Below are 22313 nucleotides of genomic sequence, written 5' to 3'. Positions count from 1 at the left end.
TCTCCTTGATCATTGAGTGGCACGTATAGGGAGCAGACCATGGCCGAGGGGACGGCGTTCGATGTTTATTCAGCGGGCACTTGTGGGAGCAAGGCTTGCCCGCGATACAGACACCTCGGTGTGTCGGAACGGCGCGTCATCGTTCATCGCGGGCAAGCCTTGCTCCCACAGGTAGGATTTCTAGCACCGCTCGCGCCTATGACAGAAACAAAAATGCCAGGCGCGATGCCTGGCATTGTGTGTAGCCCATCCCGACCGGGATGGCGAATCAGAACGGCAGTTTCATGCCCGGCGGCAGTTGCATGCCAGCGGTCATGCCAGACATCTTGTCCTGGCTGTTGGCTTCGATCTTGCGCACCGCGTCATTGACGGCGGCGGCGAACAGCGCTTCGAGCATTTCCTTGTCGTCTTCGCTCAGGCCTTCGACCACGCTTGGGTCGATGCTGACGCGCTTGATGTCGTGGCGACCCGTCATGACCACGGTCACCATGTCGCCGCCGGACTTGCCGGTGACTTCGGCGTTGGCCAGTTCTTCCTGCATCTTGGCCATTTTTTCCTGCATCTGCTGCGCCTGCTTCATCAGGCCGGCCATGCCACCTTTCATCATGGGAATCACCTCGAAAGTACTTGGATAAACAACGCATCCGGCCCGTTCGGCCCGGTGCCTTCAGTTATGAGCCCTGGGTGACCGGGGCCTCGACAGGTTCGATAGTATCGTGACGGACCACGGCGCCGAACTGTTGCATCATCTGCTGGATGAATGGATCGCTGTGGATCGACTCCTCGGCTTCGCGCTGACGGTCGGCACGCCGGCGGGACGCGGCCTGGGCCGGGGTCTCCTGCTCGGGCTTGATCAGCTCGATGGTCAGCGTCAAGGGGCGCTGGTGATACTGGTTCAGCGCATCGTTGAGGCGACGTTGCTGGGTCGCGTTGAACAGTGCGCTGTGGGCCGGGTCCAGGTGCAGCAGCCAGTGGTCGCCTTCCACGGCGATCAGCGTGCAGTTGGCCGCGATACTGCCGGTCATGCCGCTGATCGGCAGTTGGGGGAACAATTCCAGCCATTGCAGGGCCAGCCCGGTGGCGGGCATCGCCGCCGGTTCCGGCTCGGGCTCCGGGGCCGGCTCAGCGGCATGCTCGCTGGCCAGGTCGTCCAGGTAACTGTAGGCCGAATCCATGTCCGGCTCGATGTAATCCTCGTCCAGCGGCGGCTCGTCGTCCAGGTCGATGCCCGGCGTGGCGACATCGACGTCGGCCACTGTTGGTTCGGGCACCGGCGCGGCGACCCACTCAGGCGCATCGGGCACCACGCTGTCGGGCGTCGGCAAAGGCATCGGCGGCAACTCGGGCTGCTCGGCGATGGTCTCCAGGACCGGCTCCACGGCAGGTTGCTGGACAACCTCGGGCTCGATCGGATCGTTCCAGGGCAGATCGACAACGGCTTCAGCGACCGGTTCGGGCAGCGCCTCGACGCTCGGTTCAGGTTCTGGCTCAGGGACCGCGACAACGGGTGTCGGGGTCGGTGGTGCCACAGGTGCCACAGGTGCCACAGGTGCCACAGGTGCCACAGGTGCCGACGCTACCGGAGCCGAAGCCACTGCCGGCGCAACGACGGGCGCGGCAGCCACTGGCTTGGCGGAATCAGCTGTGGCCTGGCTGATCCCCACTGGCTTTAGCGCCTGCCTCGGGGCATCCGCCGTGTCGGCTGGCCGGAATGCCAGCATTCGCAGCAGAACCATCTCGAAGCCGCCTCGCGGATCCGGTGCCAGGGGCAGGTCCCGACGACCGATCAGGCCCATCTGGTAATAGAACTGCACGTCTTCGGCCGGCAGCGCCTGGGCCAGGGCCAGCACGCGATCACGGTCGCCGTGGCCGTTGTCGACGCCTTCAGGCAATGCCTGGGCGATGGCGACACGGTGCAACACGTTGAGGATTTCCGAGAGCACGCCATTCCAGTCCGGGCCCTGCTCGGCCAGGTGGCGCACCGCCTCGAGCAACGCTTTCGCGTCGCCTTCGATCAGCGCATGCAAGACGTCATAGACCTGGCCGTGATCGAGGGTGCCAAGCATGGCCCGGACGTCGGCGGCCATGACCTTGCCTTCGCCGAAAGCGATGGCCTGGTCGGTCAGGCTCATGGCGTCGCGCATCGAACCATCGGCGGCGCGGCCCAGCAGCCACAGTGCATCGTCTTCGAAGGGCACGTTCTCGACACCCAGCACGTGGGTCAGGTGCTCGACCACGCGCTCAGGGGTCATGTTCTTCAGGGAGAACTGCAAGCACCGGGACAGAATCGTTGCTGGAAGTTTCTGCGGGTCGGTGGTCGCCAGGATGAACTTGACGTAGGGCGGCGGCTCTTCGAGGGTCTTGAGCAGCGCATTGAAGGAATGGCTGGAGAGCATGTGCACTTCGTCGATCAGGTAGACCTTGAAGCGCCCGCGGCTCGGCGCGTACTGCACGTTGTCGAGCAGTTCGCGGGTGTCTTCGACCTTGGTACGGCTGGCGGCGTCGATCTCGATCAGGTCGACGAAGCGGCCCTCGTCGATTTCCCGACACACCGAGCACTCGCCACAAGGCGTGGAAGTGATACCGGTTTCACAGTTCAGGCACTTGGCGATGATCCGCGCAATGGTGGTCTTGCCCACGCCCCGGGTACCGGTGAACAGGTAGGCATGGTGCAGCCGCTGGCTGTCCAAGGCATTGATCAGAGCCTTGAGCACATGGGTCTGGCCGACCATTTCGCGGAACGAGCGCGGACGCCATTTACGTGCAAGAACCTGATAACTCATCGAAAACCGTCGCAACGAAGGAACATAAGCGGCTAATGCTAGCGGAGCAGGGGCGAAAATGCATCCGGTGCGCTCGTCTAATCTGACTAAGATTGGATCACGAACTCGGTTGTCGACACGGTTTTGCACAGTAAGGAGAGTTTATGCGCTCAGCCATGGGGGCTTTGCTGTTGTTGGGAACCAGTTGCTTTGCCGAGGAAGTACCCTTGCGTTTCGCCGTTACCGACGGCTGGGCGATGCCCATGGTGCAGATCGAACGAGGCCGCCCGACCCAGGGCATCCTTCCCGATGTAATGACCAGCCTGGCGACCCGGACCGGTCTGCCAGCGCAATTCCACGTCCTGTCCCGCGCCCGCCTCGACGGCGCCATGAAACACGGCGAGATCGACATGCGTTGCTACGTCAGCCCCGACTGGGTAAAGGACAGTGGCGATTACCTGTGGAGCATCCCGTTGTTTTTCCAGCGCGACCTGCTCGTCGCCACGGCAAGCACACCTGCGGCAGTCACACCGGCAACGCTGGCGCACCAAACCATAGGCACGGTGCTCAGCTATACCTACCCGACCTTGCAACCCTTGTTCAACAGCGGCCAATTGCACCGAGACGACGCTCGTAGCCAGGAGCAAGTGCTGGCTAAACTGCTGGCAGGCCGCTATAGCTATGCGGTCAGCAACCAATGGGCACTGGACTGGTTCAATCAACGCCATACTGCGGATCGACAACTCCATGCCGTGGCAGTGCTTCAGGAACAGCAGTTGAGCTGTTACGTGCGCAACGATCCGAACATTCCAGCGCAGCGCATCCTGAGAACCTTGCTGAACATGAAGACGTCCGGGGAAATCGACGCGATCGTCCAGCTTTACACTGGCCGCAGTGACGCATCGCAGGCCAGGAGAGAGACACCCTCCCCCTGATCGCCTGGCCGCTGCTGCCATTGCGACGGCGGGATGAACCCCTGCACCCAGCCGGGTATCTGTTCAGGCGGCATGGGCCGTGCGATGAAATAACCTTGTGCCACCTCACAGCCCAGGTCCAACAGCAGTTGGCCGTGCTCAAGGCTGTCCAACCCTTCGGCGACCACCTCACTACCAAACGCCCGAGCCAGGCCGATCACCGCTTTGGTCAATGCCAGATCGTCGCGGTCATGGAGAATGTCGCGGACAAAGGTCTTGTCGATCTTGATGGTTTGCGTGCGTAGATGCTTGAGATCATTGAGCGAGCAGTAGCCCGTGCCGAAACCACCCAGCGAAAACCCCACGCCCAAGGCATGGCAGGCCTGGAGGCAGGCGCTGACGTGGGCAAGGTTCTCCACCGCGACCGATTCGACAATCTGCAGATCCAACAGGCGTGGCGGTACCGCCGTATGCCGCTCCAACACCTGTCGCAGCCGCTCGACGAAATCCGCCCGCTGGAAATGCCGCGCCGAGATATTGATGCTCACCGGCCAGCCCTGCCCCGCTTGCTGCCATTGCTGCAACTGGATCAACACCTGCTCCATGACCCACTCGCCGATCTCGACGATCAAGTCGGTCTCTTCCACCAGCGGCAGGAACTCCCGAGGCGGCACCAGGCCACGTTGCGGATGCTTCCAGCGCAACAGCGCCTCCAGGCCGACCACGGTGCCGTGACGCATGTTGACCTTGGGCTGGAAATGCAGCCGCAACTCATTGCCGGCCAGCGCCTGGCGGACCCGCTCGACGGTCTGGTAAGTGGCTCGCACTTCCTTGTCCCGGGACACATCGAATAAATGGAAACGATTGCGACCGCTTTGCTTGGCCACGTACATCGCCTGGTCGGCGTGACGCAACAAGGTCTCGGCGTCTTCGTTATCCCACGGAAACAATGTGACGCCAATGCTGGCGAAGACCTTGATGTCCTTCCCGTCAATGCCATACGGCATGGAAACAGCGATCAACACCCGGTTCAACGCGGCATGCAACTCATCCATCCCACGTACATGGCGCAGCACCAGCACGAACTCGTCCCCACCCAGCCGCGCCACCACATCCTCGCCACGCACGATACTGCGCAAGCGCCTGGCGACCTCCACCAGCAGCCGATCGCCACTGGCGTGACCATAGCCGTCATTGACCGCCTTGAAGCCATCGAGGTCGAGCATGCACACCGCCAGGGGCAGGTTTTCCACGCGGGAAAACTCCAGGGCCTGGTCCAGCAGATCCGATAGATAAGTACGATTCGGCAGCCCGGTCAGCACATCGTGACCAACCCGCCATTGCAGGGAATGCAATAGACGACGCTTTTCGCTGACATCGAAGCGAATCGCCAGGTAGCGTTCGACTTGTCCTGTATCGTCATCGATCACTGGCACCAGGGTGGTGTCGACCCAATGCAGCGTACCATCCTTGGCCCGGTTGCAGATTTCCCCTTTCCAGACGTGGCCCAAGGCAATGGTGCGCCACATGGCGCCGAAGAATTCGTCAGGGTGCTGGCCGGAATTGAGCAGGCGATGGTTCGCGCCCAGCAACTCATCGCGCCGGTAACCAAAAAGGCTGCAAAATTGATCGTTGACGTAGGTGATGCGCCCGCTTAGATCGGTCTCGGAAAAAATCGCGGCGGCGTCAACGGCCCTGCGGTACTTCTTATCCATCGAAGCAGTCATCCATGAGTCAGGCTCATTTGTCGCGCGCGGTTGCACCGCCTTCAAGACAGGCGAAAATCAACTGGGCTCAAACACTTTGAGAGAAGCTGGAGCGCGGGCCCGGCGGTGCCAAGGGAGGGCTCGGCCCTGGCCTTGTAGCGTGGCAAGAAACACAAGGGCCGGTCTCTGCACCTGTCTCAGCTTCGGAAAGCAGGTCACCAAATACCCGTGCCAAAGGCTGATTCTACGAAACACATCACACTTTGCAAAGCAAGGTGATGGATCACGCGGTTGCCTAATGCGAAAATCTATCGTTAAGTTCTTGATTCTAAATGGGAATTAAGCGATGCAAATTTCAAGTTTGGGTCCAGCCATCAGACGCTACCGCAAAGTAGCGGGGCTTACTCAGGCTGAACTTGGCGAAAAAACCGGTTTTGACCCCAAAACCATCAGCCGCTTCGAAACCGGCACCTACACCCCCAGCGTCGAAGCCTTGTTCCTGCTTGCCAATGTGCTGGATGTACAACTGAAGGCGTTTTTTGCCGACATGGCCGATGAGGACGAACAGCGGGCGTACCTGTTCGGTGTCATACACAAAGCCACCCCGAAGGACCTGGGAAAGCTGATCGCAGCGGTTGACCAGGCCTTGTCCAAGCCTTGATGCAGCTATGAAAGAAAAACCGGGCCTGTTCATGCGAGACAGGCCCGGCATTCCTTGACGTTCGCTTGCCCTGTACGGCCAAAGGCTGGGCAACAGAAAACGCTGATTAGCATCAATCACTGAAACAGATAAGAGATTTTGAATTTGGCAAACCTTGCGAATGAAGGCTTGGGCGTTATGGAGGCAACCCCACCAGCCACACCCCGGCACACAATGTTCCCGCTGTGGCTGCTTCCTTCCGGATCTGACCAGGTTCACGGGTAATCGTTGCGGGGGGACCGATGGGGTCACCATAACGACGCCCGCCTGACGGCGAGCCGCGCCATTGTACCTATCTGGCGAGAAGTTACAACCGTTCGTGCCGGATTAAAAAACTGAAGGTGTTCAAGCACTTGCTATGGGAACAAAGCGTGTCTGCGATGAAATCGGCACATCCGGCATGATTGCAAGCTGACCTGTCGCTATCGCGAGCAAGCTCGCTCCCACCGGGGATCTGCGCTTCGTGTGGGAGCGAGCCTGTTCGCGAAGACGTCGGCACATTCAACAGGGTTCCAAGCTGCCTCCACAGAAAACTACAACAACACCTCATCCGCCCGTCCCCCCTCCTCCTGGATCACCAGGTGAATGAAATGCAGCTTGGTGATGACCGCCGCCGGCACGACGAACGGGTAGAAATCCGGCTGGCCCATGCTGCGGGACAGTTCGTTGAGCATGCCGGCCAATTCGATCCACGCGTTGACAAACGAGAGGAAGGCCGCGCCGCCAGCGTGTTCGGCGTCGTACAAGGTCTCGGGCGGGAACGGCTCGTAGTCGAAATCCATCTCCCGGGCACTCATGCCGAAGCCCAGGGCTGTGTCCACGGCGTCCATCATGTGCAGGTAATGGGCCCAGGTTTCCGCCCAGTCCTCCCACGGGTGCATGGTGGCGTAAGCGCTGACGTAACGGCTTTGCCAATCCAGCGGCGCGCCCTGCTGGTAATGCCTTTCCAGAGCGTCGGCATAACTGGCGCGCTCGTCGCCGAACAGTTCGCGAAACGCCTCGAGCCAGTGACTGTTGGCAATCAGCCGGTCCCAATAGTAATGCCCCACCTCGTGGCGAAAATGCCCGAGCAAGGTGCGATACGGCTCGCGCATCTGCTGGCGCACGTACTCACGATGGGCATCGTCGGCCTCCTTTATATCGAGGGTGATCAGCCCGCTGGCGTGGCCGGTCGTCGGCGGTTTGCCCTCGGGGTCGACGCCGATGAAGTCGAAAGCCAAGCCGATATTTTCGTCGACGGTTTTCGGGATGACCGGCAAACCCAAGGTAATCAGTTGCGCGACCAGCCTACGCTTGGCGGTCTCGACCTGCCGCCAGCGCTCAGGGTTTTCCGGAACCGTCAGGTCGGGAATGGTGCGGTTCAGGCTGCAGGCGATGCACAGGGTATCGCGCCCATTGTCCGGCAGCAGCCAATTGCAGGCCGCCGGGGTGTCGAGGTTGGCGCAACGGCGGAACAGTCCGGCTTGCGGATCGGCATCCAGCGTCCAGGTCCCGGCTTGTTCGCCAGGTTGCAAGGACGTCAGGCGACTCTGCTCAGGTTGATAACCCAGCGCCGCCAGGCAGGCCAGGCATTGGCTATTGCGAAAGAACAATGACTGGCCACAACGGCACGGCCAGACCTTGCTGTTACGTGACCGATCACCCAGGAACGGCGCGGCGATGCGTGAGCTCAGTTGTTCGAAGAAGCGGTACATGGCGATCTCTCCCTGGGGCCTGCAAGACTAGATCACCCTACGTCCATGATCGTTCCACGTTCTGTGTCATAGCGCCCTCGCCACAAGATCCCATTCGTGCCTCCCGAAGGACTAAACCGTGATGCCATGCTGACTCAGAAACACCACAAACGCGGCTTCATCCAGCACCTTGAGGCCCAGCTCATTGGCCTTGGTCAACTTCGAACCGGCGCCCGGCCCCGCCACCACGCAGTGGGTTTTCGCCGACACGGAACCGGCGACCTTCGCCCCCAGGCTCTCAAGCTTGTCCTTGGCAACGTCGCGACTCATCAACTCCAGCGAACCGGTCAGCACCCAGGTATGCCCGGCCTCGGGCAAGCCTTCGACGACTTTCTTCTCGCTTTGCCAATGCATACCGAAATCGCTCAACTGGCGTTCCGCCGCTTCGGCCTGCTGGCGGTTGGCGACAATGGCGAAAAACTCGCGCACGGCGTTGGCCTGCTTTTCCGGCAACGCCTGGCGCATGTCCAGCCAGTCGGCATTCATCACCGCTTCGAGTGAACCGAACTTGTCTGCCAGTTTCTGAGCCCCGCCCGGCCCGACCGAGGGGATGTTCAGTTTGTCGAGAAAGCCGCCCAGGGTCGTGCTGGCGGAGAACTCGGCGCCCAACTCGCCTTGGTCCTGGATCTCGAGACCGTGGCGCAGCAGGTCCTTGATCACTTGGCGGTTGTGTGGGTCTTCGAAGAAGCTGTGGATCTCGTGGGCCACTTCCAGGCCGACGTCAGGCAAGTAGGTGAGCACCTGGGGCAAAGCCGCTTGTACGCGCTCCAGCGAACCAAGGGAGCGAGCCAGGACCTTGGCGGTTTCCTCGCCCACGTCCGGGATACCGAGGGCGTAGATAAAACGCGCCAGGCTCGGTTTTTTGCTGTCGACAATGGCCGCCAGCAGGTTCTTGCTCGACAGTTCGGCGAAACCCTCCAGGTCGACCACCTGCTCGAAGGTCAGGGCATACAGATCGGCGGGCGAACCCACCAGCCCCTCATCCACCAGTTGCTCGACGCTCTTCTCGCCCAGCCCCTCGATGTCCATGGCCCGACGCGAGACGAAGTGAATGATTGCCTGCTTGAGCTGCGCGCCACAGGCCAGGCGACCGACGCAGCGGTACACCGCGCCTTCGCTGATGGTTTCACGGCCCTTGCTGCGTTTGATCAGTTGCGTGCGCTCCACATGGGAACCGCACACCGGACACTGCTGGGGGACTTCCACCGGGCGGGCATTTTCCGGGCGCCGCTCGGTGACGACTTGCACCACCTGCGGGATCACGTCACCGGCACGACGGATGATCACGGTGTCGCCGATCATCAGGCCCAGACGCGCCACTTCGTCCATGTTGTGCAACGTGGCGTTGGCCACGGTCACGCCAGCGACCTTGACCGGTTTGAGGCGCGCCACGGGCGTCACGGCACCAGTGCGACCGACCTGAAACTCGACGTCCAGCAACTCGGTGAGTTCTTCAGAGGCCGGGAATTTATGAGCGACGGCCCAGCGTGGTTCCCGGGCGCGGAAACCCAGTTCGCGTTGGGAGGCGATACTGTTGACCTTGAACACCACCCCGTCGATTTCATAAGGCAACGCGTTGCGCCGCTCGCCGATGTCGCGGTAGTAATCCAGGCATTCGTCAATACCATGGGCCAGCTTCAATTCACGGCTGATGGGCAGGCCCCAGGCCTTGAGCTGCTTGAGATTGCCGATGTGGGTATCGGCAATGTCCGCGGTCACCTGGCCGATACCGTAGCAGCAGAATTCCAGCGGGCGGTTGGCGGTGATCTTGGAATCCAGCTGGCGCAGGCTCCCCGCCGCCGCGTTGCGCGGGTTGGCGAAGGTCTTGCCACCCGCTTCCAGTTGCGTAGCGTTGAGGCGCTCGAAGCCGGCCTTGGACATGTACACCTCGCCGCGCACTTCCAGCAACGGTGGCCAGCCACTGCCCTGCAACTTGAGGGGAATGTTGCGCACGGTGCGCACGTTGACGCTGATGTCCTCGCCCGTGGTGCCATCACCGCGCGTGGCGCCGCGCACCAGCATGCCGTCCTGATACAAGAGGCTGACCGCCAGGCCATCGAGCTTCGGCTCGCAGCTGTATTCAACCGCCGCGCCACCGCCCAGCAAATCGCCCATGGGCAGATCGAGGCCTTCAGTCACCCGGCGGTCGAATTCGCGCATCGTGGTTTCGTCGAAGGCGTTGCCCAGGCTGAGCATCGGGATCTCGTGACGCACTTGGCTGAACGCCGACAGCGCCACGCTGCCGACGCGCTGGGTCGGGGAATCGCGGGTGACCAGCTCCGGGTGTTGCTCTTCCAGGGCCTTGAGCTCGTGGAACAGGCGGTCGTACTCGGCGTCCGGGATGCTCGGTTCATCAAGGACGTGGTAGCGGTAGTTGTGCTGGTCCAACTCAGTGCGCAACTGTTGGACGCGGGTTTCGACGGCATTCATGGGTGTTCTCTCATAAAGCAAAAGAGCAGCCTAGGCTGCTCAATCTTTTAAAATCGTCGGCAGTTCGCACCTGAATCTACCAATACAGAACCTGTGGCGAGGGGATTTATCCCCGCTGGGCTGCGAAGCAGTCCCAAAGCCATCCATTCAATTAGCCTGATCAGGCCGGAGCGTCAGGTTTCAGGGCTGCTATGCAGCCCAACGGGGATAAATCCCCTCGCCACAAAAGTCCCTCAGCTACAGTCTCTGCCGACTTCAGCGCTTCTGGGTCAGCGCCCGGCGCTCGAATTCGACGATGCGCTGGCGGTAGTGCTCGATGGTCTGGGCGGTCAGCACGCTGCGCTGGTCATCCTTCAGTTCGCCGTTGAGTTCCTGGGACAGCTTGCGAGCGGCGGCCACCATCACGTCAAAGGCCTGCTTGGGATAGCGCGGGCCCGGCAGGCCGAGGAAGAAGCTCACCGCCGGCGTGCTGAAATGATCGATGTCGTCGAGGTCGAACACCCCAGGCTTGACGGCGTTGGCCATGGAGAACAGCACCTCGCCGTTGCCGGCCATGCTTTCGTGGCGGTGGAAAATATCCATCTCGCCGAAACGCAGGCCGCTTTCGAGGATGTTCTGCAGCAACGCCGGGCCCTTGAAGCCGGCCGGGTCGCGGCAGATCACGCTGATCACCAGCACTTCTTCAGCCTGGGCCTGGTCCTTGTCGGCACTCGGGGATTTGTTCTCGTCCGGGAAGTCGCCGTCGCGACTGCTGAAGCTCGGCCCGCCATCCAGGTCGAGGTTCAGGTTCAAATCACCCTGGGACGGCTCGCTGTTGCGCTTGCCGCGCTTGGAACCCGACTCCCGGGGTTCACGGGCAGGCGCGCTCATCGACGGCAAGTCGTGCTCGTCCAACTGCGGCTCCTTGTGGGTGTCCAGCACCCGGGGCGGGCCCAGCAGCTCGGCGCTGTCATCCTCGTCGGGCAGGTTCGACAGGCTGCGATCCAGGCGAAACTTCAGTTTCCCCTTGCCGCCGCGCATGCGACGCCAGCCGTCGAAAAGAATACCGGCAATAACAATGATGCCGATGACGATCAGCCACTCGCGCAGACCGATTTCCATGTAATCCCGTGCCTCTATAAAAATGCTGAAAAATAAGGGGCTTAGCTATTTGCAAACCGCTTTAAAACGTGGCGCCAACTCTATGTTCTGAATGGCGTTTTGCCCACGCATACGAAAAATTGACATTAAACTAGCACGACCAAAGATAACTTTACACCGTCTGTCGCATAGGCTTGTGCCCAATCTGTGAATTGAACATCAGCCCCAGGGTAAAAAATACCTACAGCGGTCGAAGTAGAAGCCCTACAACCCGAGGCTCAGGCATCCACCATGGCCATGGCCTCCTCCACATCCACCGCCACCAGCCGCGAACAGCCGGGCTCATGCATGGTCACCCCCATCAACTGGTCGGCCATTTCCATGGCGATCTTGTTGTGGGTGATGTAGATGAACTGCACCGTTTCAGACATCTCCTTCACCAGCCGTGCGTAACGGCCTACGTTTGCGTCGTCCAATGGCGCGTCGACTTCGTCGAGCATGCAGAACGGCGCCGGGTTCAGCTTGAAAATGGCAAAGACCAGGGCCAGCGCGGTCAACGCTTTTTCGCCGCCGGAGAGCAAATGGATGGTGCTGTTCTTCTTGCCAGGAGGACGCGCCATGATTGTCACCCCTGTATCGAGTAAATCTTCGCCCGTCAGTTCCAAGTAGGCGCTGCCGCCACCGAAAACTTTCGGAAAAAGTGCCTGCAAACCGCCGTTGATCTGATCAAAGGTATCCTTGAAGCGATTCCGGGTTTCCTTGTCGATCTTGCGGATGACGTTTTCCAGGGTCTCCAGCGCCTCCACCAGATCATCGTTCTGGGCGTCCAGGTAGCGCTTGCGCTCGGACTGCTGCTGGTACTCGTCGATCGCCGCCAGGTTGATGGCGCCCAGGCGCTGGATGCGCTGGGCAATGCGTTCCAGTTCTTCCTCGGCGTCCTTCTCGTTCGCCCCGGCCACCAGGGTGGCGAGCACGCCGCCAAGGTCGTAGCCGTCTTCCAGCAACTGGTCCTGCAAGGCTTTGCGCCGCACTGTCAGAGCTTGCCATTCCATGCGCTGCTGTTCCATCTGGCCGCGGATCAGTTGCGACTGCTGCTCGGCCTGGCTGCGGCGCTTCTCGGCGTCACGCAGTTCGCGGTCGGCGTCCTCCAAGGCGATCTGCGCGGTCTTGAGCTCCTCGTCGACGCTCATGCGCTTGTCGAGCAACTCTTCGAGCTTGAGACGCAGCTCTTCCAGCGGCGCTTCGCCCTCCTCCAGGTTGAGGCTCAACTGCTCGCGTTTTTCGGTCAGGCGTTCGGACTGCATTTCCAGCCGCTCCAACGCCTGGCGCGTGGAATCGTGCTGGGCCTTGAGCGAGCCCAGGCGCACCGCCAACTGATGGGCATGGTCCTTGTGCTGGCGTGCTTCCTGGCGCACCCGGTCCAGGCGCTCCCGCAAGCTGTCACGCTGAGCCAGCAGCAGCTCGCGCTGCTCGGTGTCCTGCGCCATGGCATCGAGGGCTTCTTGCAGTTGCAAGCGCGCCTCGCCGATCTGTTCGTGCTCCAGCGCTCGCTGCTCGCCCAGCTCGGCGATTTCTTCTTCCAGGCGGGTGCGGCGCAGCGCCAGTTGTTCGACCTTGGCCTTGCCGGCCGACAGCTGCGCCTTGAGCTCGCCTTGCTGGCGCGCTTCATCCTGCAATAGCCGTCGCAGATGTTCGCGACCGTTCTCCTGCTGACGCTGTTGCGCCCGCAGGTTTTGCAATTCGGTTTCCAGGGCTTCGACGCTGGCCTCGCGCTCTTCGCGCTCGGCGCCCAGGCGCTGGATCTCCTGGCCGCGGGCGAGCATGCCGCTCTCGGCTTCGCTGGCCCGGCGCACCCGCAGGAAATGCCGACCCACCCAATACCCGTCACGACTGATCAGGCTTTCGCCGGCCGACAGTTGCCCACGCAGGGCCAAGGCCTGCTCAAGACTGTCCACCGGCTTGACCTGCCCCAGCCAGGGCGACAGGTCGACCTGGGCCTCGACCTTGTCCAACAAGCTACCGGGGATTCGCACGCTGTCGCCGGCCGGGCTGAGCAGGCGCAGATCGCCCTGGGTGAAACCCGACAGGTCGAAGCCACCGAAGTCATCCACCAGCACCGCTTGCAGGTCGGCACCCAGCACGGTTTCCACCGCCAGTTCCCAACCGGCATCGACCTTCAGGCCCTCGGCCAGCCGCGGACGCTCGGCCAGGTGCTGGTCGCGCAGCCATTCGGCGGTGCCGGTGCCCGGGTCCAGCGCCGCTTGCTGCAAGGCCTCCAGCGAGGCCAGGCGCCCATTGAGCCGCTGCAACTCACCCTGTCCCTGCTGCTGGTTCTGCAGGGCCAGTTGCAAAGCCTGGCGCAATTGCTCGAGGCGCTCGACTTGGGCATCTTCGCTGGCCTGCAGGTCTTCGAGGGTAGCTTCGCTGGTCGCCAGTTGCTCGCTCAGTTCCAGAATCGCCGCGTCTTCCGGATCCGCCGCGAGCAAGGCACGCTCTTCGGACAGGCGGCGCTGACGCTCGGCCAGGCGCTCCATGCTGGTTTCCAACTGCTGGATCCGCGACTGTTGGACTTCAGCCTGGCGCCGTGGCTCGGCCGAGGTCAGGTTGAAGCTGTCCCACTGCTCTTGCCAGCCGTGCATAGTCAGCTCGGCTTCTTCCAGGGCCGCGGCAGCCTCTTCGGCGGCGGCACTGGTGATCTCCTGCTCCGGCGTGAGCCTGTCCAGCTCTTCGCCGAGGGTCAACAGCAGCGTACGGTCGTGGCCCAGGTGGGATTCGGTTTCCAGGCGCGCGCGCTCGGCTTCCTTCAAATCATCCTGCAACTGCCGCAGCCGTTGCTGGCCATGCTGGATGCTTTGCTCGACCCGGGCGATGTCGCCCCCCACGGAATAGAAGCGCCCTTGCACCAGATTGAAGCGCTCGGACAGGTCATGATGGCCGTCACGCAGACGCTCGATGGCGGCGTCAGCGTTGCGTTGCTCGGCCACCAGGGCCTCGAAACTGACTTCCTGATTGCCGATGACTGCCTCACGCTGGCCAACCTGCTCGTTCAACGCCTGCCAGCGCAGGGCCGAGAGCTGAGCCTTGAGCTGGCGCTCCTCGCCCTTGTATTCCTGATACTTCTTCGCGGCCTCGGCCTGACGGTGCAATCGTTCGAGCTGACGTTCGAGCTCTTCGCGCAGGTCGGTCAGCCGCGCGAGGTTTTCGTGGGTGCGGCGGATGCGGTTTTCAGTCTCGCGCCGCCGCTCCTTGTATTTGGAGATACCGGCGGCTTCTTCGATGAAGTTGCGCAGGTCTTCAGGTTTGGCCTCGATCAGCTTGGAGATCATGCCCTGTTCGATGATCGAGTAGCTGCGCGGGCCCAGGCCGGTGCCGAGGAAAATATCGGTGATGTCGCGACGCCGGCACTTGGCGCCGTTGAGGAAATAGCTGTTCTGGCTGTCGCGGGTCACTTTGCGACGAATGGAGATTTCCGCATACGCTGCGTATTCACCCACCAGGGTGCCGTCGGCGTTATCGAACACCAGCTCGATGCTGGCCTGGCTCACCGGCTTGCGGCTGGTGGAGCCGTTGAAGATGACGTCGGTCATCGACTCGCCGCGCAGGTTCTTGGCCGAGCTCTCGCCCATCACCCAACGCACGGCATCGATGATGTTCGACTTGCCGCAACCATTGGGCCCGACCACCGCCGCCATGTTACTGGGGAAGTTCACCGTGGTCGGATCGACGAAGGATTTGAACCCCGCCAGCTTGATGCACTTGAGCCGCACGTTCAGGCCTTCGTCAGGGCAGAGACCACCAGGTCGCAACTGCGCTGGGCGTAGGCCGTGAGCACGATGCGGATCTGCGGTAAATCACGGGCCAGCACAGCGGCGAGCAGGCGCTGGAACAGGTCGAGGAATTCGCTCATTTCCGCCTTGCGCTGGTCCAGGGCCAGGAAATAGGCACGGCTCATGGCCGGTTGCAGGTTCTCGACGGTTTCCTGCAGGTACGGATTGTTGGCAAAGGGATAGGCGGCGCGCATCACGCTGAAGCTTTCATCGACGAAAGTGCGGATGTCCTGGCGCGCGTAGGCGTCGTTGAGACGCTGCTGGATCGCCACGAACGGCGCCATGTCGGCCTGCTCTTTCCAGCCATGGGCCACGGCGTTGCCCAGCAGGATGTACAGCTCGCTCATCAGTGTGCAGAGGCTGCGCACCTTGTGCTCGGTGAGTTCGGTGACGTGGGCGCCGCGGCGCGGCAGGATCGCGATCAAGTGGCGTCGCTCCAGGATCAGCAAGGCCTCGCGGACCGAGCCGCGACTGACGTTGAGCGCCAGCGTGACCTTCTGCTCCTGGATGCGCTCTCCCGGCTTCATTTCGCCGCGAATGATGCGTTCGGCGAGATGATGGGCGATTTGCTCGGCGAGGCTGTCCGGGGCCTTGAACGTCATGGTTGTCCTTCAAACTCTTCGATTTGCACAAGCGGCGCAGTGTAGCGCACTCGATACGTCATGGCGCAGGGCCTGTACCGGGTTTTTGGCACGATTCAAGCAAAAAAAGTTTGAGCTTTCCTGCTGAAACAGAACCTGTGGAAGAACCTGTGGGAGCGAGCTTGCTCGCGATAGCGGTCTGTCATCTTGCATCCATACTGAATATACCGCCGTCATCGCGAGCAAGCTCGGCTCCCACAGGGTTCTACAGTGTCCATAGATCGTTGTTCATCGACCAAATGGCCTTTCTTGACCTTCAAGTCAGAAAATCATTGACCGAAAAGTCAGAACTGATAAATTCAGTCCACGTCGATACAACAATAATGAGTCTGCGAGGCCTTCCGTGATCCAGTTTTTACTCAACCAGGAACTCCGTAGCGAGCACGCCCTGGACCCGAACCTGACCGTGCTCAACTATTTGCGCGAACACGTGGGTAAACCAGGCACCAAAGAAGGCTGCGCCAGTGGCGACTGTGGTGCGTGCACCGTGGTGGTGGGCGAATTGCACACGGACGCCGATGGCCGCGAACGCATTCGCTACCGCAGCCTCAACTCATGCCTGACTTTCGTCTCATCCCTGCACGGCAAGCAACTGATCAGCGTCGAGGACCTCAAGCACCAGGGCCAACTGCACAGCGTCCAGCAGGCGATGGTCGATTGCCACGGTTCGCAATGCGGTTTCTGCACGCCGGGCTTCGTCATGTCGCTGTTCGCCCTGCAAAAGAACAGCGAGCAACCCGACGCCCACCAAGCCCATGAAGCCCTGGCTGGCAACCTGTGCCGTTGCACCGGCTACCGGCCGATCCTGGCCGCCGCCGAGCAGGCTTGCTGCGGCAAGCAAGCGGACCAGTTCGACGCCCGCGAAGCCGAGACCATCGCCCGCCTCAAAGCCATCGCACCGACCGAGACCGGAGAACTCAACAGCGGCGACAAACGCTGCCTGGTGCCGCTGACCGTGGCCGACCTGGCCGATCTCTACGACGCCTATCCCCAGGCCCGCCTGCTGGCCGGCGGCACGGACCTGGCCCTGGAAGTCACGCAATTTCACCGCACCCTGCCGGTGATGATCTACGTGGGCAACGTCGCCGAACTCAAGCGCATCGAGCGTTTCGACGATCGCCTGGAGATCGGAGCCGCCACCGCCCTTTCCGATTGCTATGAAGCCTTGAAAGCCCAATACCCGGACTTCGGCGAACTGCTGCAACGCTTCGCCTCGCTGCAGATCCGCAACCAGGGCACCCTGGGCGGCAACATCGGCAACGCCTCGCCCATTGGCGACTCGCCGCCCCTGCTGATCGCCCTCGGCGCGCAGATCGTGCTGTGCAAGGGCCAGACCCGTCGCACCCTGGCCCTGGAAGACTATTTCATCGACTACCGGGTCACCGCCCGCCAGGAAAGCGAATTCATCGAAAAGATCATCGTTCCGCTGGCCAATACCGAACAGGCGTTCCGCGCCTACAAGGTCTCCAAGCGCCTGGACGATGATATTTCCGCAGTGTGCGCGGCCTTCAACCTGTGCATCGACAACGGCGTGGTCCGCGATGCCCGCGTCGCCTTCGGCGGCATGGCCGCCACCCCCAAGCGCGCCACCCATTGCGAAGCGGCATTGATCGGCGCGCCCTGGACCGACAGCACCGTCGAACGCGCCTGCGCCGCCCTGGCCGAGGACTTCACGCCACTGTCGGACTTCCGTGCCAGCAAGGAATACCGCCTGCTCAGCGCCCGCAACCTGTTGCGTAAATACTTCATCGAACTGCAAACGCCGCACATCGAGACTCGGGTGACCGCTTATGTCTAACCATCACGCCGTAGAGAAGACCCAGGCCGAACTGGCCGAGCTGTTCGCCCGCGACCTCACCACCGGGGTGGGCCGCAGCGTCAAGCATGACAGCGCTGCCAAGCATGTGTCCGGCGAGGCGCAGTACATCGATGACCGCCTGGAATTCCCGAACCAGTTGCACGTCTATGCCCGACTGTCGGACCGCGCCCATGCTCGGATCATCCGCATCGATACCGCGCCCTGCTACGCCTTCGAAGGTGTGCGCATCGCCATCACCCACGCAGACATTCCGGGCCTGAAGGACATTGGCCCGCTGCTGCCCGGCGACCCGCTGCTGGCCATTGATGACGTGCAGTTCGTCGGCCAACCGGTGCTGGCCGTCGCCGCCAAGGACCTGGACACCGCGCGCAAGGCGGCGATGGCAGCCATCGTCGAATATGAAGACCTGGAACCGGTGCTGGATGTGGTCGAAGCCCTGCGCAAGCGGCACTTCGTGCTCGACAGCCACACCCACCAACGCGGCGATTCGGCCACGGCACTGGCGAGCGCCGAGCATCGCATCCAGGGCTCGCTGCACATCGGCGGCCAGGAACACTTTTACCTGGAAACCCAGATCTCCTCGGTGATGCCCACCGAAGACGGCGGCATGATCGTCTACTGCTCGACCCAGAACCCCACCGAAGTGCAGAAGCTGGTGGCCGAAGTGCTGGGCGTGTCAATGAACAAGGTCGTGGTGGACATGCGCCGCATGGGCGGTGGCTTCGGTGGCAAGGAAACCCAGGCCGCCAGTCCGGCGTGCCTGTGCGCCGTCATCGCCCACCTCACCGGCCAGCCGACCAAGATGCGCCTGCCCCGGGTCGAAGACATGCTGATGACCGGCAAGCGCCACCCTTTCTACATCGAATACGACGTGGGCTTCGACGGCACCGGGCGTCTGCACGGCATTGCCCTGGAGCTGGCCGGCAACTGCGGTTGCTCGCCGGACCTGTCGGCCTCGATCGTCGATCGGGCGATGTTCCATGCCGACAACGCCTATTACCTGGGCGATGCAACCATCAACGGCCATCGCTGCAAGACCAATACCGCGTCGAACACCGCCTACCGGGGTTTCGGCGGGCCCCAAGGCATGGTCGCCATCGAAGAGGTGATGGATGCCATTGCACGGCACCTGGGGCTCGATCCGCTGGCGGTTCGCAAGGCCAACTACTACGGCAAGACCGAGCGCAACGTTACCCACTACTACCAGACCGTCGAGCACAACATGCTCGAGGAAATGACCGCCGAGCTTGAAGAAAGCAGCCAGTACGCTGAGCGCCGCGAGGCGATCCGCCGCTACAACGCCAACAGCCCGATCCTGAAAAAAGGCCTGGCGCTGACCCCGGTGAAATTCGGTATTTCGTTCACCGCCAGCTTCCTCAACCAGGCCGGCGCCTTGATCCACGTCTACACCGACGGCAGCATCCACCTCAACCACGGCGGCACCGAGATGGGCCAGGGCCTGAACACCAAGGTCGCCCAGGTGGTGGCCGAGGTGTTCCAGGTGGAGATGGACCGAGTGCAGATCACCGCGACCAACACCGACAAGGTGCCGAACACCTCGCCCACCGCCGCCTCCAGCGGTGCCGATCTGAACGGCAAGGCCGCGCAGAACGCTGCCGAAACCATCAAGCGACGCCTGGTGGAGTTTGCCGCACGGCAATACAAGGTCAGCGAAGAAGACGTGGAATTCCACAACGGCCATGTACGGGTACGCGATCACATCCTGACCTTCGAGGCATTGGTACAGCAGGCATATTTCGCCCAGGTCTCGTTGTCGAGCACCGGCTTCTACAAGACGCCGAAGATCTACTACGACCGCAGCCAGGCCCGTGGCCGACCGTTCTATTACTACGCCTATGGCGCGGCCTGCGCCGAGGTGATCGTCGACACCCTCACCGGCGAGTACAAGATGCTGCGCACTGACATCCTCCACGACGTCGGCGCCTCGCTGAACCCGGCCATCGACATCGGCCAGGTCGAGGGTGGTTTCATCCAGGGCATGGGCTGGCTGACCATGGAAGAACTGGTGTGGAACGACAAGGGCAAGCTGATGACCAACGGCCCGGCCAGCTACAAGATCCCGGCCGTGGCCGACATGCCATTGGACCTGCGGGTCAGGCTGGTGGAAAACCGCAAGAACCCCGAAGACACCGTATTTCACTCCAAGGCCGTGGGCGAACCGCCGTTCATGCTTGGCATCGCCGCGTGGTGCGCCATCAAGGACGCCGTGGCGAGCCTGGGGGATTACCAGCACCAACCGAACATCGACGCCCCGGCGACGCCGGAGCGGGTGTTGTGGGGCTGTGAGCAGATGCGGCAGCTGAAGACTGTGAAGCCTGCGCAAGCCGCGGCCGAGCTAGCTCCGCTTTAGACCTCTGTGCGGCTATCGCGAGCAAGCTCGCCCCCACAGGAATTTTGTTAACCCTGAGGTCCCCTGTGGGAGCGAGCTTGCTCGCGATGAGGCCCGAACAGACAACAAAGATGTCGAGGTGAATATGTACAACTGGATCAGCGCCCTCGCCGACCTGCAAACCCGCGGCGAACCCTGCGTGTTGGTGACGATCATCGAAGAACTCGGCTCCACACCGCGCAATGCCGGTTCGAAGATGGTCATCAGCGCCCGCCAGACGTTCGACACCATCGGTGGCGGGCACCTGGAATACAAGGCCATGGAAATCGCCCGGGACATGCTCGCCAGCGGCCAGCAGGATACCCATCTGGAGCGCTTCAGCCTCGGCGCGAGCCTGGGCCAGTGCTGCGGCGGCGTCACCGTGTTGCTGTTCGAACCCATGGGTCAGGTCCAGGCGCAAATCGCCGTGTTCGGCGCCGGCCATGTCGGCCGCGCCCTGGTACCGCTGTTGGCGAGCCTGCCCTGCAAGGTGCGCTGGATCGACTCGCGGGAAGCAGAATTCCCCGAACACCTGCCCCACGGTGTGCACAAGATCGTCACCGAAGAGCCATTGGATGAAGTCGACGAATTGCCCGCCGGCAGCTACTGCATCGTCATGACCCACAACCATCAGCTCGACCTGGAACTGAGCGCCGCGATCCTCAAGCGCAACGACTTTGCCTACTTCGGCCTGATCGGCTCGAAGACCAAACGGGTCAAGTTCGAACATCGCCTGCGCGATCGCGGTTTCGACAGCGCCACCTTGCAACGCATGCGATGCCCGATGGGCATCGGCGAAGTCAAAGGCAAGTTGCCTGTGGAAATCGCCATCTCCATCGCCGGCGAAATCATCGCCACCTATAACGCCGATTTCGGCCAGCACACCGTGCGCGCCGAACCGATTGCCAAACTGCTGCCGGCCTCGCGCCGCAGCCAGGCGAACCGTTGAACACTCGTTGAGAATTCCCATGCCCCTGACACGCAAAGCCTACCGCGCCGCCCTGCTCCACAGCCTCGCCGACCCGGCCGAAGTCGGTATCGAAGCCTCTTATGAATATTTCGAAGATGGTTTGCTGGTGGTGGAAAACGGCCAGATCAGCGCCATCGGCCACGCCCAGGACCTGTTGCCGACCCTGGCGGCGGATATTGAAATCACCCATTACCCGGACACGCTGATCACCCCGGGGCTGATCGACACCCACATCCACCTGCCACAAACCGGCATGGTCGGCGCCTATGGCGAGCAATTGCTGGACTGGCTTAACACCTACACCTTCCCCTGCGAAAGCCAGTTCGCCGACAAGGCCCACGCCGATGCCGTGGCCGATATTTTCGTCAAGGAACTGCTGCGCAACGGCACCACCACCGCGCTGGTGTTCGGCAGCGTGCACCCGCAATCGGTGAATGCGTTTTTTGAAGTGGCCCAGAAGCTCGACCTGCGGATGATCGCCGGCAAAGTGATGATGGACCGCAACGCCCCGGACTACCTGGTCGACACCGCCGAATCCAGCTACACCCAGAGCAAGGCGCTGATCGAGCGCTGGCACGGCAAGGGCCGGCTGCACTACGCCGTGACCCCGCGCTTCGCCCCCACCAGCACCCCGGAACAACTGGCCCTGGCCGGTCAACTGCTGTGGGAATACCCCGACTTGTACATGCAGACTCACATCAGCGAGAACTTGCAGGAAGTGCAGTGGGTCAAGGAACTGTTCCCGGAGCGCAAGGGTTACCTGGACGTCTATGACCATTACCAACTGCTCGGCGAACGCTCGGTGTTCGCCCACGGCGTGCACCTGTGCGACGACGAATGCGCACGCCTGGCCGAGACCGGTTCGGCCATCGCCTTCTGCCCCACCTCGAACTTTTTCCTCGGCAGCGGCCTGTTCAACCTGCCGATGGCCGAAAAGCACAAGGTGAACGTCGGCTTGGGCACGGACGTAGGTGGCGGCACCAGTTTTTCGCTGCTGCAAACACTGAACGAAGCCTACAAGGTGATGCAGTTGCAGGGCGCGCGGCTGAGCCCGTTCAAGTCCCTGTACCTGGCCACCCTCGGCGGCGCTCGGGCCTTGCGCCTGGAGGATAAGATCGGGACGCTGCAGCCGGGCACCGACGCGGACTTCCTGGTGCTGGACTACAACGCCACGCCGCTGCTGAGCTATCGCCTGAAGCAGGCCAAGGACATTGCCGAGCGGTTGTTCGTGTTGATGACGCTGGGGGATGACCGGACGGTGATGCAGACTTATGCGGCCGGTAAATTGGTGCATCAGCGGTAGATTTTTATTGCCTGTTGAATCGCCATCGCGAGCAAGCTC

General features: G+C 61.9%; 14 protein-coding genes and 1 other RNA gene. 6 read left to right on the top strand and 9 right to left on the bottom strand.

Translation table 11 applies throughout. The features are described 5' to 3' along the window. Nucleotides 1–268: 268 nt before the first annotated feature. A complete protein-coding gene (locus ACMTA2_RS10345; RefSeq protein ID WP_003183512.1) occupies nucleotides 269–607 on the bottom strand; it encodes a YbaB/EbfC family nucleoid-associated protein in 339 nt (112 codons plus the stop codon). A gap of 64 nt (nucleotides 608–671) precedes the next feature. After that, nucleotides 672–2783, bottom strand: a complete 2112-nt coding sequence (gene dnaX, locus ACMTA2_RS10340) for a DNA polymerase III subunit gamma/tau (protein WP_413794760.1) — start codon at nucleotides 2781–2783, stop codon at nucleotides 672–674. A 143-nt stretch (nucleotides 2784–2926) separates the two neighbouring features. Here dnaX and ACMTA2_RS10335 point away from each other — a divergent pair, with 143 nt between their 5' ends. Beyond that, entirely contained in the window at nucleotides 2927–3697 is a 771-nt protein-coding gene (locus ACMTA2_RS10335) for a substrate-binding periplasmic protein (protein WP_413794759.1), read from the top strand. Here the strand turns inward: ACMTA2_RS10335 and ACMTA2_RS10330 are convergent. Continuing rightward, nucleotides 3643–5391 (bottom strand): putative bifunctional diguanylate cyclase/phosphodiesterase, encoded by a 1749-nt coding sequence (locus tag ACMTA2_RS10330; protein WP_413794758.1) that lies wholly within the window; start codon nucleotides 5389–5391, stop codon nucleotides 3643–3645. The two genes, ACMTA2_RS10335 and ACMTA2_RS10330, sit on opposite strands and share 55 nt — an antisense overlap. Nucleotides 5392–5728: 337 nt before the next feature. On the opposite strand from ACMTA2_RS10330, the gene ACMTA2_RS10325 reads away from it, so the two are divergent. After that, on the top strand, nucleotides 5729–6043 hold the full coding sequence (locus tag ACMTA2_RS10325) for a helix-turn-helix domain-containing protein (protein WP_053120652.1): 315 nt from the start codon (nucleotides 5729–5731) through the stop codon (nucleotides 6041–6043). Between the two features lie 187 nt (nucleotides 6044–6230). Here the strand turns inward: ACMTA2_RS10325 and ffs are convergent. The 6 genes from ffs to ACMTA2_RS10295 all read right to left on the bottom strand — a co-directional run bounded on the left by ffs (nucleotide 6231) and on the right by ACMTA2_RS10295 (nucleotide 15754). Beyond that, nucleotides 6231–6327: signal recognition particle sRNA small type (ffs, locus tag ACMTA2_RS10320), an RNA gene on the bottom strand. A 288-nt stretch (nucleotides 6328–6615) separates the two neighbouring features. Continuing rightward, nucleotides 6616–7776: a zinc-binding metallopeptidase family protein gene (locus ACMTA2_RS10315; RefSeq protein WP_413794757.1), complete on the bottom strand. Its 1161-nt coding sequence runs from the start codon at nucleotides 7774–7776 to the stop codon at nucleotides 6616–6618. A gap of 111 nt (nucleotides 7777–7887) precedes the next feature. Beyond that, nucleotides 7888–10245 carry an NAD-dependent DNA ligase LigA gene (ligA, locus tag ACMTA2_RS10310; RefSeq protein ID WP_413794756.1) on the bottom strand — a complete coding sequence of 786 codons (2358 nt, stop codon included), beginning with the start codon at nucleotides 10243–10245 and terminating at the stop codon, nucleotides 7888–7890. A 255-nt stretch (nucleotides 10246–10500) separates the two neighbouring features. Continuing rightward, nucleotides 10501–11346: a cell division protein ZipA gene (gene zipA / locus ACMTA2_RS10305; protein WP_413794755.1), complete on the bottom strand. Its 846-nt coding sequence runs from the start codon at nucleotides 11344–11346 to the stop codon at nucleotides 10501–10503. 257 nt (nucleotides 11347–11603) lie between these two features. Continuing rightward, nucleotides 11604–15092: a chromosome segregation protein SMC gene (gene smc / locus ACMTA2_RS10300; protein WP_413794754.1), complete on the bottom strand. Its 3489-nt coding sequence runs from the start codon at nucleotides 15090–15092 to the stop codon at nucleotides 11604–11606. Nucleotides 15093–15094: 2 nt separating this feature from the next. Then, nucleotides 15095–15754: a GntR family transcriptional regulator gene (locus ACMTA2_RS10295; protein WP_053186814.1), complete on the bottom strand. Its 660-nt coding sequence runs from the start codon at nucleotides 15752–15754 to the stop codon at nucleotides 15095–15097. 382 nt (nucleotides 15755–16136) lie between these two features. On the opposite strand from ACMTA2_RS10295, the gene xdhA reads away from it, so the two are divergent. The 4 genes from xdhA (at nucleotide 16137) to guaD (ending at nucleotide 22274) form a co-directional block, all read left to right on the top strand. Next, complete coding sequence (gene xdhA, locus ACMTA2_RS10290; RefSeq protein WP_413794753.1) at nucleotides 16137–17591, top strand: xanthine dehydrogenase small subunit; 1455 nt, start codon at nucleotides 16137–16139, stop codon at nucleotides 17589–17591. Further along, complete coding sequence (gene xdhB, locus ACMTA2_RS10285) at nucleotides 17584–19983, top strand: xanthine dehydrogenase molybdopterin binding subunit (RefSeq protein ID WP_413794752.1); 2400 nt, start codon at nucleotides 17584–17586, stop codon at nucleotides 19981–19983. Before xdhA ends, xdhB begins: the two co-directional genes overlap by 8 nt. Before the next feature lie 124 nt (nucleotides 19984–20107). Then, complete coding sequence (xdhC, locus tag ACMTA2_RS10280; protein WP_413794751.1) at nucleotides 20108–20950, top strand: xanthine dehydrogenase accessory protein XdhC; 843 nt, start codon at nucleotides 20108–20110, stop codon at nucleotides 20948–20950. Between the two features lie 19 nt (nucleotides 20951–20969). Continuing rightward, the gene (gene guaD / locus ACMTA2_RS10275; protein WP_413794750.1) at nucleotides 20970–22274 is read left to right on the top strand and encodes a guanine deaminase; all 1305 of its coding nucleotides are present in this window, start codon (nucleotides 20970–20972) and stop codon (nucleotides 22272–22274) included. Nucleotides 22275–22313 lie beyond the last annotated feature (39 nt).

The organism is Pseudomonas medicaginis (assembly GCF_965119365.1).
GTDB lineage: Bacteria > Pseudomonadota > Gammaproteobacteria > Pseudomonadales > Pseudomonadaceae > Aquipseudomonas.
The sequence above is the reverse complement of the archived record's forward strand: the minus strand, read 5'-3'. Positions and strand labels throughout refer to the sequence as shown.